Below are 12,649 nucleotides of genomic sequence, written 5' to 3'. Positions count from 1 at the left end.
TCCCACATTACAAGCAATTGGGCGACCCGATTCCAAGATGTCCATGCCCGGTCCCGTGTCCGGACCGCACAGGCTAATTACCGGGCAAAGGCCCGTACATGACGTCGGTGTCCCACCGGACGAAGCCAAGTTTCCGGTAGAGGGCCACAGCGGCCTCATTGTCAGCGTCGACGTACAGCATGACAGCGTGGAGGCCCTTCTCCTGCAGGTGCCGGATGCCGGCTACGGTCAGGGCCTTGCCCAAGCCCGAACCCTGCGCGTCCGGCGTCACCCCCACCACGTACACTTCGCCGATGGCCGGATGGGGACCTTGCTTCGGGTGCACCTTGGTCCAGTGGTAACCCAGCAACGTGCCGTCGGCGTCGACCGCCAGGAGGAAGCCTTCGGGATCGAACCAGGCCTCTTCCTCCCTGGCCTTCAGATCCGCCAGGGTCATGGAGCCCTGCTCCGGGTGGTGGGCGAAGGCGGCCCGGTTGGCGGCCAGCCAGGCTTGCTCGTCCTGGCCCGGCACAAAGGCGCGCAGGGTGACGCCGGGCGGCAGGGCGGCGTCGGGCAGCGAAGACGAAGATGACATCAAGCGCATCTTCCGCAGTTCGCGGACCGGACCGTAGCCAAACCGGGAGGCAAGTTCGGCAGCGGCCTCATGGTTGCCATGCGACCAAGCCGTCAACCCGTCGAATCCACGCTTCTCCTGCAAGGCAGCCAACAACCGTCCCGCGACGCCGCGGTTGCGGTAGCTAGGGTGGACGGCCAGTTCCAGCACTCCGGTACCGTCCGGCGATTCAATGACGACGGCGATCCCGGCCAGGTCTTCGGCGGTGGCAGGGTCCGAGTCCTCGTCGGGGGCGTAGAGCGCCAGGGACAGCACCCGGTGTACACCGCCGTCGGAGCCGCGCAGTGTCACCAGCGTCTGTTCGGAGAGCGGCGGATTTCCATCCGACTCGGCAGCAGCAGCACCCAAGGTGCTGAAATCCTTAAACAGCTCGGCATCCAAAGCGCCGTCAACGAACAGTACAGGCCAGTTCTCAGGGTGCGCGTGACTCATGATGCAAGGCTATACGCCAAGGCGGGACCGTGCGATTTGAAGTGTCCGCCAATCGGGGGTAGCTTAGGTAACTCGTTCGGCTTTGAAAGCCGGATACGAGGGGGATCCACCAGTGGGGTGGCTTCGATACGTTCGACCCGTATGTCCTCCACAACAGCACACAGAGAGGGCCGGGAATCAGCTGATTCCCGGCCCTCTCTGCTATGCATTTATGTTTCCTGGAGCCCTACGCTTCCGACAGCTCGTCATCCGGAAGCCGCACCAGGGTCAACCGGTAGCCCACGTTGCGGACCGTGCTGATGAGGTTCTCGTGGTCCACTCCCAATTTCGCCCGGAGACGACGGATGTGGACGTCCACGGTCCGCGTTCCGCCGTAGTAGTCGTAACCCCAGACCTCGGTCAGCAGCTGCTGGCGGGTAAAAACGCGTCCCGGGTGCTGCGCCAGGTACTTGAGGAGTTCGAATTCCTTGAAGGTCAGGTTCAGTGGCTGGCCGCCTACGCGGGCCGTGTAACTCGCTTCATCAATGACGACGCCGGCTGCGCGGATCTCCGTTTGGGTTTCCTCTTCGCCCGGTACAGCGCGCGCCATGGCCAAGCGGATACGGGCCTCCACCTCGGCCGGGCCGGCAGAATCCAGGACGATGTCATCCACCGACCATGCCGAGGACACGGCAGCCATGCCGCCCTCCGTGAGGATCAGCATCAGGGGAGCGCTCAGTCCGGTTGCCTTCAGCAACTGGGTCAGGGAACGTGCGCCCACAAGGTCCTTGCGGGCGTCGAGGAACACGATGTCCGTGGGGTCCGTCTCCAACAAGGCTGTAGGTTCTGCCGGGAGGATGTGCACGCGGTGGTTCAGCAACTCCAAGGCAGGTAGGATGTCCACCGAAGATCCGGTGCTGTTCGTCAGGAGCAGGATGTGCGACATAGTTCCTCCAATGGGCTGTGCGCGCATCATCGGGCGTCGAAACCGGAGTTTCACCGGCCGGTCACGGCGGCAAGACCGCCCCTGGCCGTTGTAACGGGGTCAGGGCAAATCAGTGCGCCGTTGAAGTCTGAGTATACCCACCGGCGCCTTTCCAGTCAGGGATTCGTGACGGCCGGAAGCGGGAATTACGACATATAGGGCCGCCATAAGGCAGGATTGTCGAGAGGTCGTAAGACGCATCGAATTGAGGTCGGGCACACAGTGAAGTCTTGGAGCATCGGGGTATTCGGACTCGTGGCGCTCGCAGCCATCGTGGCCAGCACCTTCGTATCCCGGGAAGCCATGGTGGGCGTCGGCGTCGCCGCATCGGCCGTTGTGGGGTTCGGCTGGCCGCATTTCCTGGCCGTGCCCGCCAAGAAAACGCTGGCGGCGGTCATCGGCCTGGCCGGTGCAGGCTCGGCCGTCACCGCGGCCTACCTTCCCGCCCCGGGTTTCCTTGACGGCACACCGGCTTTCATCGCGTTGGGCGTCATGGCGGTTTTCATCATCCAGCTCGTCAGGGGGACAGGGCAGGCCCAACGCCTTGAGTCCACCCTGGGCTGCAGCGCGGGTGTGTTGCTCAACTGCCTTGGTGCGGGGTGGATCGCCGGAGCAAGGTTCAACGGCGTCAAAGAGATGGTCCTCGTGGCCGGGCTCTCCGCCGCCGTGGCGTTGCTGGTGGGGATCATCAGGTGGCCGGACCGCATCGTCGCACCCCTGGGCATCGTCATGGCCGGACTCATGGCGCCCCTGGCCGGCCTGGTTTTCTCGGATATCGCGGTTCTTCCTGCTGCTTTGGTGGGCGTGGCGACGGGCTCGGTGCTGGTCTGCTTCCGGCGAATGGTCACGTTGCGGCGCGGACGCCTGACTCTGCCGGCGGCGCTGGGCATGGGCGTTGCGCCCGTGTGGGCGATCGGAACCCTGGCGTACTTCATAGACAAACTACTCATCTACTAACGGTTAGGATGGCATCATGTCTGTTCTCGCATTTGAAATCTTCTTCCTTGTCCTCCTCGGCATTGCCAGCATCGCCATGGCCTGGTTCGCTGGTTTCGTCGTTTACCGTCTTTTCAAGGGCCAGAAGTAGCCTGTCCCTCCCTGCAGTCCAACTGAGGTAGTCGTTGTGCCTATTGAGATCCCGACCGACCTGACCCCTGAACTTGTTCCCCTTTCCTGGCTCATTGGCGAGTGGGAAGGACGCGGCCGCCTTGGCACCGGGGACGAGGACTCGGAGCATTTCGTCCAGCACGTATCCTTCACCCACAACGGGCTGCCCTACCTGCAGTACCGGGCTGAGAGCTGGATCAGCGATGACGCCGGCGCAAAGTTGCGCCCGCTGACCGTGGAGACCGGCTTCTGGGCTTTGGAGCGCAAACTCCAGGAAGGCGACGGCGGTCCCGGGCTGATTCCCGCGGACATCGTGCCCGTGCTCAAGACCGCTGACGATGTTGAAGAACGCCGCAACAAGGACGGCGGGTTCGATCTCGCCGTCTCCATTTCGCACCCAGGTGGAATTACCGAGTTGTACTACGGCCAAATCAAAGGGCCGCAGATCCAGCTCACCACGGACATGGTGATGCGCGGCGGCCACTCCAAGGAATACACGGCGGCAACCCGCATCTTCGGCCTCGTTGACGGCAACCTCCTCTGGCGCTGGGATGTAGCTGCCAACGGAAAAGCCCTTGAAGCCCACGCCTCGGCATTCCTCCATAAGGTGTCCTGACCCCGGCGCGAGCCTTCACTGAACGTTCCATCAGCACAAGCAAAAGGAGCAGTTAGTGAACAGCAGCCTCAAGCCCGGTGGCTATGAGGGCCTCAAAGCCGTGTTCTTCAACGGAACCTTGAAGCCCTCACCGCAGGTCAGCAATACCGACGGCCTGATCCGGATCAGCCGGGACATCATGGAGAAGCAGGGCGTTGCCACGCAGCTCATCCGCATCGTGGACCACGACATCGCCAGCGGTGTCTACCCGGACATGCGCGAACACGGGTGGGAGCACGACGAATGGCCGGAGATCTATCCGGCGGTCGCCGAGGCAGACATCGTCGTGGTGGCGGGCCCCATCTGGCTTGGCGACAACTCGTCCCAGACCAAGAAGCTGATCGAGCGGCTCTACGCACACTCGGGCCAGCTCAACGGCAAGGGACAGTGGGCGTTCTACCCCAAGGTGGGCGGCTGCCTCATTACCGGCAACGAGGACGGCATCAAGCATTGCTCCATGAACGTCCTGTACAGCCTCCAACACATCGGCTTTACCATCCCGCCGCAAGCTGACGCGGGCTGGATCGGACCGGTGGGGCCGGGGCCCAGCTATCTGGATGAAGGGTCCGGCGGGCCGGAGAGTGATTTCACCAACAGGAACACCACCTTCATGACGTGGAACCTACTCCACATGGCCAAACTGTTGAGGGACGCCGGAGGTATTCCTGCCTATGGCAATCTTCCGGAAGAGTGGAAGGCCGGCACCCGCTTTGACTTCGAGAACCCCGAATATCGATGACCGGCATACCCTGTGCCAACGTCCGTGGGGAATACCCCCGAACCTGAAGGACTTCTACTTCATATGACATACAAGAGCCCTCTGCTGTCGCGCCCTGGAGCCGTCGGGGATACCGGACTGGATGCCGGCGTCGCGGCCCATTATGGCGAGCCGTTGCGCGAGCAGCGCGCCCTGGCAAACGGTACCGCCGTCGTCGATCTTTCCCACCGCGGTGTGGTGACCGTGACCGGACCCGATCGGCTGAGCTGGCTCAACACTTTGTCTTCGCAACAGTTGACCAATTTGCAACCGCAGGTTGCCAGTGAACTCCTCCTGCTGAGCGTCCAAGGGCGCATCGAATTCGATGCGCGGGTTATCGACGACGGCGGCACCACCTGGCTGATCGTCGAAACGGCCGAGGCCGCCCCGTTGGCGGAGTGGCTGAACAAGATGAAGTTCATGCTTCGCGTGGAAATCGCCGATGTTTCGGAGCAATGGGCGGTGATCGGCTCCACCAAGCCGGTGGAGCGGCTGTCCGGGCGGTTGGTATGGGAGGACCCCTGGCCGCACGTGGGCCCGGGCGGCTACTCGTACAGCCTGGTCCCGGAGGAGTCGCATCCCGGCCTGGAACGTCCGTGGTTCGAATATCTTGTCCCGGCCGCCGAACTCGAGTCCGCCGTGGAGGGCCTGCCTTTGGCTGGCGCCATGGCTGCAAATGCGCTGCGCATCGCGGCGTGGCGTCCACGCCTCGGGGCGGAGACGGATGACAAGACGATTCCCCACGAACTGGACCTGATCCGTACTTCGGTCCACTTGAACAAGGGCTGCTACAAGGGCCAGGAAACCATTGCGCGGGTCCACAACCTTGGCCACCCGCCGCGGCGCCTCGTCTTCCTTCAGTTGGACGGTTCGCAGCACACCCTTCCTGCCGTCGGCAGTGTTGTATTTGCCGGTGACCGCAAGGTGGGTACGCTGACATCGGTGGCGCAGCACTTCGAAATGGGCCCCGTAGCGCTGGCAGTGATCAAGCGCTCGGTTTCGGCAAGCGAACCGTTGACGGTGATGGATGGCGACGAGCCGTACGTCGCGGCCCAGGAAGTGATCGTCGCCCCCGACGCCGGACAGGTAGTCGGGCGCCAGACCGGATTCCTGAAGGGACCCCACAGATGACCCAGCCCACCGGCCACGACGCCGCAGCCCAGCCCTCCAGCGAGGCCGACGATGAAGCAGTGGCACTGGCACACACGCTTTTCGACGCAGCCCGGGAAGGAAATTCCGCGTTGCTGCGCGGCTATCTCGATGCTGGTGCTCCTGCAACCCTGACCAATGCCGCCGGAGACTCCTTGCTGATGCTTGCGGCCTATCACGGGCACGAGGAGACGGTTCAACTCCTGGTTCACCACGGCGCAGACGTCAATTCGGCCAACGACCGTGGCCAGACCCCGCTCGCCGGAGCTGTCTTCAAGGGCTATACCGGCGTTGCCCGGGCCCTGCTTGACGCTGGAGCGGACCCGGACTCCGGAACGCCGAGTGCCCGGGACGCGGCCAAGATGTTTGCCCGGACGGAGATTCTGGAGCTTCTGGGCTAGGGCCTGATCGACCGATAACCCTGTTGCCCCAAGCAACAGGGTTTTTTGGTAGCGCAATACTCCACGTGGAATAATTGCCATGGAGTATTGGCACAGGCGTATTCAAAGGAGGGCGTCACGATGGTCCAGTCCGGGAAACTGACAGCGCTGGGCGTCGCGTCCCTGGCGTTGCTCGCCGAGGGGCCCATGCACCCCTATGAGATGTACCAGGTGTTGATGGCCCGCCATGAGGACCGGCTGGTGAAGGTGCGCCCCGGCACGCTCTATCACGCTGTCCGGCGCTTGGAGGAGGCCGGTTTGGTGGAGGCCGTCGGGACCGACCGCGAGGGGAACCGCCCTGAGCGGACTACTTACAGGATCTCGGCGGCCGGGCACGAGGCGCTCGATGTGCGCCTCCGGGAGATGCTGGCGAAACCCGTCAACGAATACCCGGTCTTTCCGCACGCCATTGCCGAGGCGCACCACCTCCCCGCCGAGGCCGTCATCGAACTTCTTGGCCAGCGGGTGGACGCGCTCCAGGCCGGCCTGGATTTCCTCCTGCATGCTGAGCGGGTTGTCACAGCCAAAGGCCTCGATCGCAAGTACTGGATCGATGTCATGTATCAACAACAAATGCTTCGAACGGAGATCTCGTGGATCCACGGGCTCCTACGGGAGTTGCGCAGTGGTGAGCTGCCTTGGGACGACCCCCAAGCAACCCCGTCCGAACTTTCCAACAAACCAAAGGAATCCCTTGGAAAACGTAGCTAAGCCGTGGCCGGCCCTGTGGTCACTCGTGGTGGGATTCTTCATGATCCTGATCGACACCACCATCGTGTCGGTCGCCAACCCCCGGATCATGGAGGGCCTCAATACTGACATCAATGCGGTCATCTGGGTAACCAGCGCCTACCTCCTGGCCTATGCAGTGCCGTTGCTGATCACCGGCAGGATGGGTGACCGCTTCGGTCCAAAGAACCTGTACCTGATAGGTCTGGTTGTCTTCACCCTGGCATCGCTGTGGTGCGGATTCTCGCAGGACATCGGCATGCTCATCGCCGCCCGCGCCGTCCAGGGACTGGGCGCTGCCATGATGACGCCGCAGACCATGGCCGTCATCACCCGGATCTTCCCGCCTGACCGCCGCGGCGCGGCCATGGGACTGTGGGGAGCCACCGCGGGCATGGCCGTGTTGGTGGGACCGATCCTCGGCGGCGTCCTGGTGGACGGCCTCGGCTGGGAGTGGATCTTCTTTGTCAACGTGCCCATCGGCGTCGTTGCCTTCATCCTGGTCACCCGCTTCGTCCCGACGCTGACCACCCACACCCACAAGTTCGATATCCCGGGCGTGGTGTTGTCCGCGGCCGGCATGTTCCTGCTCGTCTTTGGCATCCAGGAAGGCCAAACCTACGATTGGGGCACCATCAACGGCGTCGTCAGTGTCTGGGGCCTGATCATTGCCGGTGTGGTGGTGCTGGCGCTGTTCGTCGTCTGGCAACAGATACTTGAACGTCGCGGCGGTGAACCGTTGCTGCCCCTGGGCCTGTTCCGCGACCGGAACTTCTCCCTTGGAAACAGCACCATCATGGCCGTCGGCTTCACGGTTACCGCGTTTCCCCTGCCCACCATCTTCTACTACCAGGTGGTCCGTGGGCTGACGCCAACGCAGTCGGCCCTCCTGATGATCCCGATGGCTGTTATTTCGGGTGGGCTCGCGCCGTTCGTGGGAAAGCTGATCGACCGTGCCAATCCCCGCTGGTTCGCCGTGTTCGGCTTGGTCTGCCTGTCCGCCGCACTTTTCTGGACCGCTGCCTTGCTGACACCGGACACTCCGATCTGGGTCTTCCTGCTTCCCAGCGCCTTGCAGGGTGTAGCGAACGCCTTCATGTGGGGGCCGATCTCCAATGCCACCACCCGTAACCTTCCGCCGCGCCAGGCGGGAGCGGGTTCCGGCGTCTTCAATACCACCCGCCAGATCGGTGCGGTCCTGGGGTCGGCCGCCGTCGCGGCGCTGATCCAGGCGCGCCTTGCTGCAGAGCTGCCGTCCAGCGGGGCGGGGGCACCGGTCAATGAGGCATCCATGTCCGGGGCACTTCCGGAGGCCCTGCATGCAGGATTCTCGACGGCGATGAGCCAGTCGACGCTGTTGCCGGCAATCGCCGTCCTGGTGGGAGCAGTGTTGGCTGCCTTCTATGCCAAGCCGAAATCGGTGGACGGCTGGGGCGGGGGAGCACCGGTCCCTGAGGGGCAGGCTGCGGAGCGGTCCAGCAAGTAAACGGGCAGGGCCCTACGCGAGCAGGACGCCCGCGTGGAGCCCGCCGGTGGTAAAGCCGATGCTGCGTGCCATGGCAAGCGCGCCGCTGTTGCTGACATCCGCCTTCCACTGGAGCGTCAGGCCGGCGGCCAGGGCCTCGTGCGCGGCAATCGAGGCAGCAAGCGTACCGAGGCCCCGGCGCCGCCATTCAGGGGCAACCAAAACACCCATATTGGCAAGGAGCCCTTCCCATTCGGAATAGGCTCCGCACGCCAAAGGCACCGGGCTTTCCGCATCCGGGTGCATGATGGTGAATCGGTGTTCCAAGGTCTGCAGCCCTACCTCGTTGACGTCATCGGGAGGACACAGCTGTTCCAGTCCGATCGCTTCCGGATTGCCCCGGGAAACGGTCACGTCCTCGCCCGGTTGTTTCAAGGGAAGGTCGTCGGCGAAAAAGAGGGCGGAGGAACCCAAACCGTGTCCTCCGTGGGAGCGCGTCAGGGTCAGCAGGGTGACGTGCTGGGCGAGGTCGACGTCGGGAATGTCCGCCGCCGCGTCGAGCGCCCATTGCGGCCCTACCAGGGCCGATACGCCGAACAAGCGCAGGAAAACCACGGATCGTGCCGATTCGTCCGCCTTGGAAATCCTGTACGCGGGATCGCCGGGATCCGCGGAGGCTGCTGCGACGCGGGCTGAGGCGTCCGCAAAGGAGTGGTCACCAAGCCCCAAATGGCGAGCCCACGCCAGCTGGATAATGGCAGCGGACGTGGGCTCAAGGGTCATGGGTTCAGCCTAGCCGACTAACCAAACAACACTGACGCTTCGTCGTAGCGGTGCTGCGGCACGGTCTTGAGCTTGCCGAGGGCTTCCTCAAAACCAACATGGGAGATGTCCGTGCCCTTGAGCGCAACCATGGTTCCCCAGCGGCCGTCCACCACGGAGTCGATCGCTGCCATGCCCAGGCGCGTGGCGAGGACGCGGTCATAAGCGGTGGGAACGCCGCCGCGCTGGATGTGGCCGAGGATGGTCGCACGGGTCTCGATGCCCGTGCGCGCCTCGAGCTCGGGTGCCAGCTGGTCCGCGATGCCTCCCAGCCGGGGACGGCCAAAGGTATCCAGGCCGCGTTCGGAGTGCGGGGATTCCATGTGATCGGGCACGAACCCTTCCGCCACCACCACCAAAGGTGCGCGACCGCGGTCATGGGCCAGTTGGACCCACTCGGCGATCTGTTCGATGCTCACCTTCTGTTCGGGGATAAGGATGGCGTGGGCGCCGGACGCCATGCCGGAGTGGAGGGCAATCCAGCCAACGTGGCGGCCCATCACTTCCGCAATCATGCAGCGGTGGTGGGATTCACCCGTGGTGCGCAGGCGGTCGATCGCCTCCGTGGCGATTTCCACGGCAGTGTCGAAACCAAAGGTGTAGTCCGTCGCGTCGAGATCGTTATCCACGGTCTTCGGGACGCCGACGATCTTCAAACCGGCGTCAGTGAGGCGTTTGGCTGCTGCCAGGGTGCCCTCGCCGCCGATCGCGATGATGGCATCGATGCCCAGCCGTTCCATGTGGGCCTTGATGACCTCCGGACCGCCGCCGTTCTCGAAGGGGTTGGTGCGGGAAGTGCCCAGGATGGTGCCGCCCTGCTTGGCGATACCGCGGACCATGGTGCGGGGGATGTCAATGACGTCACCTTCCACCACACCACGCCAGCCGTCCCGGAAGCCCACGAACTCCTGGCCGTGGATTGCGATGCCTTTGAGGACCGCTCCACGGATCACTGCGTTGAGGCCGGGGCAGTCGCCGCCGCTGGTAAGAATGCCAATTTTCATGTTTGCTCACTCATGGCTTGGAGGAATACTTGCCGAGCGCCACGCTGAGCTCCCCACGATTGTAGTCGTGGATGTGGGGTGGGACACAAACGGTTACATTCCACTCACGGCGTGCGGTATTGGAAACACTCCCGAAAACACGATGAATCGCCCCGCATCCGGCAGGACGATTCTTCGTATTCAATGAGGTGTTGCGGAGCCCGCTAAGTGCGCTTTCCGTCTTTGTCCCGGCCGGCTGGCCGGGGTACTACCGGGAACGCTGGCTGATGAACGATTCCAGCGCGATCCGGTTCTGTTGGTCCGGAAGGATCAGCCACGCGAGGATGTAGAAAATGATGGCCGGTCCGGGCAAGAGACAGAACAACAGGAATCCCACCCGGACGTACGCTACGTCCACATTGAGCTTCGCTGCGATGCCTCCACAGACGCCGGCCAACCAACGCTGCGGGCCGCGCTTCAGGCCGAAGCCCCTGACGATGCTGAAGAACTTGTCCATGGTTACAGCCTTCCTTGTTGGTGCTGCTTTGTCACTTGCTTCGACCCCCGTCCGGCAGCCACGAGGCCGCCGACTACCAGCGCGGCGCCGGCCCCGATCATCAGGCCGATCAACACGTAGGTTCCGTCCAGGACGATCCAGCCCATGGTGGAAACCAGGAGCAGGGCGGCCAGGGCGATCACAATCAACCCCCACACCACGGTGCCGATGCGCGCTTGCTTGGGTTCGTCGTCGTTCTGTTCAATCCGGTAGGTGGGCTCCAAATGCGGCGTCAGCGGAATCTCCTCCAACCGGGGCCGCGCGATCGGCTCGGTGGGACGTGTTTCCTGGGGGAGAGCCTCTTTGGGGAGCGGCCCGGCGGGGCGGGCGTCACCTGGTTGGTTGGTGCTCATGTCAGTTTCCTTCCTTGATGGTCACGTTGCTGAACGTGCCATCGATCTCCACCACGAGGTTCGCTCCGGGTTTGTCCGTGTTGTACGTCGAGCGGTCGTCCTCGAACCGCCCGCCGCGGTCGGCGCCGCGCTCGTTGAGGTTCCCGAACGTCATATCCGCCCGGACTTCCACCGGAACGTTGTCCGGAATGATGACGGTGATGTTGCTGGCGGTTGCATCCACCGGGACAGTGACTTCCGTGGTGAGCGGCGGCGTCAGGTTCATGTCACTCAGGTCCACGGTGCCGTTCGCGGCAGTGATGTTCAGCCCCTGCCGGGCCTGGTCAATGCTGACCGGAGCCCAATTGACCTCTTGGAAGCCAATGCGGTCTCCATTGCGCGGGATGACGTTGAAAATACCGCCGACCACCAAGGCCACGACGGCCAGGAATCCCAGAAAACCTGATGTCCGTCCGCGCAAGCCAGCCACCAAAATGCCCAGGCCGAGGATGGCCGCACCCACGGCCCACACCACGGAGTCCGCTGCGTTACCCAGGTTGATGACGTTGGCGACGTCCAGGGCCTTCAAGGTTCCGCCGGCCAGGAGGGCCGTTCCGGCACTGACTGCCACGATTGCGGCACCTGGTCCCTTGGCCTTCTGCCGAGGGGGCTTGGGCGGCTGTACCTGCCCCGAGCCATAGGGCGGCTGACCATAGGGTGGCTGCCCGTAGGCGCCGGAGCCGCGGGGAGGACGGGGGCCCGACGGACTGTAGGGGCCCACCGGCGTCGATGAGCTGCCCGGTCCGTACACCGGTACACCCGTGTTGGCTCCGGCGGGCGCCTGGGAAGAAGAAGCACCGTAGGTGCTGCCTGCGGGCCCACCCGTCGACGCCGGGGTTGCGGTGCCGGCCGCCGGGGCCGCGGGTGCGCCGAAGTTTTGCCGGTTCATGGGAGATTCGCCTTTCTGGCTGTTGTTGCGCTGGACCAGGTAATAGATGAGGTACGCGATGCCGCCCACCCAGAACAGCGTCCAGAAAAGACCCGGAAGTCCGTCCCAACCCCAGCCCCAAAAGCCGCGTCCCAGGCTCGGCAGGCCGATGATCGAGGTTGCCAGTGCGCCGGTCATGCCGCCGGACCATCGGCCGGCAGCCGCTTCCTGCACGTGGATACGGCCATCAGGTTCCGGCAGCAGCGCCCACGCAAGGCCGTAGAGCAGGACGCCCACTCCGGCGAAGAGCGCCAGGACAATGAAGATGCCCCGGACAATCAAGGGATCGATGCCGAACCGGTGCGCCACTCCGCTTGCGACGCCGCCGATCCAGCGGTCCGGGCCGCGGCGGATGCCTTGGTTGCGGATCCAGTCAAAGAAGTTCTGCTGGGAAGTCCAGCTACCGGGACCGGCGTTGCCCGTGGGGTACGGGCGTGCGGAAGGCTCCTCGGCCGGGCCGGATCCGGCGGCACCGCCGGGGGCGTTGTTGCCCGGACGCCCGGCATCGGCAGGGGTTCCGGAATCCTCGGGATTCATGCTGTTCGCGTTCATACTTCGATCCTGCCGCCTGGCCCGTTCCGTCCTCTATTGGGGGATACCCTGAATGATCCCTGAGGGACCCCCGAAGCGCCGCCGTTACGGGCCTGAGAGCCCCGA

At 64.0% G+C, this 12,649-nt stretch carries 14 protein-coding genes; 7 read left to right on the top strand and 7 right to left on the bottom strand.

Annotation, left to right across the window (positions count from 1 at the left end; all coding sequences use genetic code 11):
* Positions 1-73: 73 nt before the first annotated feature.
* Entirely contained in the window at positions 74-1,045 is a 972-nt protein-coding gene (mshD, locus tag RI444_RS16225; RefSeq protein WP_062097515.1) for a mycothiol synthase, read from the bottom strand.
* Between the two features lie 226 nt (positions 1,046-1,271).
* A complete protein-coding gene (locus RI444_RS16220; protein ID WP_021472377.1) occupies positions 1,272-1,970 on the bottom strand; it encodes a winged-helix domain-containing protein in 699 nt (232 codons plus the stop codon).
* 261 nt (positions 1,971-2,231) lie between these two features.
* Here RI444_RS16220 and RI444_RS16215 point away from each other — a divergent pair, with 261 nt between their 5' ends.
* From RI444_RS16215 to RI444_RS16185, 7 genes are all read left to right on the top strand, one after another.
* Positions 2,232-2,966, top strand: coding sequence for a hypothetical protein (locus RI444_RS16215; protein ID WP_031216544.1), 735 nt, complete (start codon positions 2,232-2,234; stop codon positions 2,964-2,966).
* 166 nt (positions 2,967-3,132) lie between these two features.
* The gene (locus tag RI444_RS16210) at positions 3,133-3,732 is read left to right on the top strand and encodes an FABP family protein (protein ID WP_021472380.1); all 600 of its coding nucleotides are present in this window, start codon (positions 3,133-3,135) and stop codon (positions 3,730-3,732) included.
* Between the two features lie 55 nt (positions 3,733-3,787).
* Positions 3,788-4,510, top strand: coding sequence for a flavodoxin family protein (locus RI444_RS16205; RefSeq protein ID WP_179013476.1), 723 nt, complete (start codon positions 3,788-3,790; stop codon positions 4,508-4,510).
* Positions 4,511-4,573: 63 nt separating this feature from the next.
* A complete protein-coding gene (locus tag RI444_RS16200; protein WP_207605694.1) occupies positions 4,574-5,659 on the top strand; it encodes a YgfZ/GcvT domain-containing protein in 1,086 nt (361 codons plus the stop codon).
* Positions 5,656-6,078 carry an ankyrin repeat domain-containing protein gene (locus tag RI444_RS16195; RefSeq protein ID WP_193593125.1) on the top strand — a complete coding sequence of 141 codons (423 nt, stop codon included), beginning with the start codon at positions 5,656-5,658 and terminating at the stop codon, positions 6,076-6,078. The genes RI444_RS16200 and RI444_RS16195 overlap by 4 nt, the downstream gene beginning before the upstream one ends.
* 120 nt (positions 6,079-6,198) lie before the next feature.
* The gene (locus RI444_RS16190; RefSeq protein WP_021472384.1) at positions 6,199-6,828 is read left to right on the top strand and encodes a PadR family transcriptional regulator; all 630 of its coding nucleotides are present in this window, start codon (positions 6,199-6,201) and stop codon (positions 6,826-6,828) included.
* Complete coding sequence (locus tag RI444_RS16185) at positions 6,812-8,332, top strand: DHA2 family efflux MFS transporter permease subunit (RefSeq protein WP_021472385.1); 1,521 nt, start codon at positions 6,812-6,814, stop codon at positions 8,330-8,332. The genes RI444_RS16190 and RI444_RS16185 overlap by 17 nt, the downstream gene beginning before the upstream one ends.
* Before the next feature lie 12 nt (positions 8,333-8,344).
* Here RI444_RS16185 and RI444_RS16180 read toward each other — a convergent pair whose 3' ends face one another.
* From RI444_RS16180 to RI444_RS16160, 5 genes are all read right to left on the bottom strand, one after another.
* Complete coding sequence (locus RI444_RS16180; RefSeq protein WP_062097509.1) at positions 8,345-9,094, bottom strand: GNAT family N-acetyltransferase; 750 nt, start codon at positions 9,092-9,094, stop codon at positions 8,345-8,347.
* A 17-nt stretch (positions 9,095-9,111) separates the two neighbouring features.
* A complete protein-coding gene (locus RI444_RS16175) occupies positions 9,112-10,137 on the bottom strand; it encodes a 6-phosphofructokinase (RefSeq protein WP_021472387.1) in 1,026 nt (341 codons plus the stop codon).
* A 247-nt stretch (positions 10,138-10,384) separates the two neighbouring features.
* On the bottom strand, positions 10,385-10,633 hold the full coding sequence (locus tag RI444_RS16170) for a PspC domain-containing protein (RefSeq protein ID WP_021472388.1): 249 nt from the start codon (positions 10,631-10,633) through the stop codon (positions 10,385-10,387).
* Between the two features lie 2 nt (positions 10,634-10,635).
* Positions 10,636-11,025: a hypothetical protein gene (locus RI444_RS16165; RefSeq protein ID WP_062097507.1), complete on the bottom strand. Its 390-nt coding sequence runs from the start codon at positions 11,023-11,025 to the stop codon at positions 10,636-10,638.
* A gap of 1 nt (position 11,026) precedes the next feature.
* On the bottom strand, positions 11,027-12,544 hold the full coding sequence (locus RI444_RS16160; protein ID WP_179013468.1) for a PspC domain-containing protein: 1,518 nt from the start codon (positions 12,542-12,544) through the stop codon (positions 11,027-11,029).
* Between the last annotated feature and the right edge of the window lie 105 nt (positions 12,545-12,649).

It is taken from the genome of Paenarthrobacter sp. AT5 (assembly GCF_032764245.1).
Lineage (GTDB): Bacteria > Actinomycetota > Actinomycetes > Actinomycetales > Micrococcaceae > Arthrobacter > Arthrobacter ureafaciens.
This window is presented reverse-complemented; position numbering and strand designations above follow the sequence as displayed.

Coding starts and splice junctions, on each gene's coding strand:
- RI444_RS16180 (WP_062097509.1), bottom strand. CDS start 9,094: ATGACCCTTGAGCCCACGTCCGCTGCCATTATCCAGCTGGCGTGGGCT.
- RI444_RS16200 (WP_207605694.1), top strand. CDS start 4,574: ATGACATACAAGAGCCCTCTGCTGTCGCGCCCTGGAGCCGTCGGGGAT.
- RI444_RS16195 (WP_193593125.1), top strand. CDS start 5,656: ATGACCCAGCCCACCGGCCACGACGCCGCAGCCCAGCCCTCCAGCGAG.
- RI444_RS16160 (WP_179013468.1), bottom strand. CDS start 12,544: ATGAACGCGAACAGCATGAATCCCGAGGATTCCGGAACCCCTGCCGAT.
- RI444_RS16175 (WP_021472387.1), bottom strand. CDS start 10,137: ATGAAAATTGGCATTCTTACCAGCGGCGGCGACTGCCCCGGCCTCAAC.
- RI444_RS16170 (WP_021472388.1), bottom strand. CDS start 10,633: ATGGACAAGTTCTTCAGCATCGTCAGGGGCTTCGGCCTGAAGCGCGGC.
- mshD (WP_062097515.1), bottom strand. CDS start 1,045: ATGAGTCACGCGCACCCTGAGAACTGGCCTGTACTGTTCGTTGACGGC.
- RI444_RS16165 (WP_062097507.1), bottom strand. CDS start 11,025: ATGAGCACCAACCAACCAGGTGACGCCCGCCCCGCCGGGCCGCTCCCC.
- RI444_RS16220 (WP_021472377.1), bottom strand. CDS start 1,970: ATGTCGCACATCCTGCTCCTGACGAACAGCACCGGATCTTCGGTGGAC.
- RI444_RS16190 (WP_021472384.1), top strand. CDS start 6,199: ATGGTCCAGTCCGGGAAACTGACAGCGCTGGGCGTCGCGTCCCTGGCG.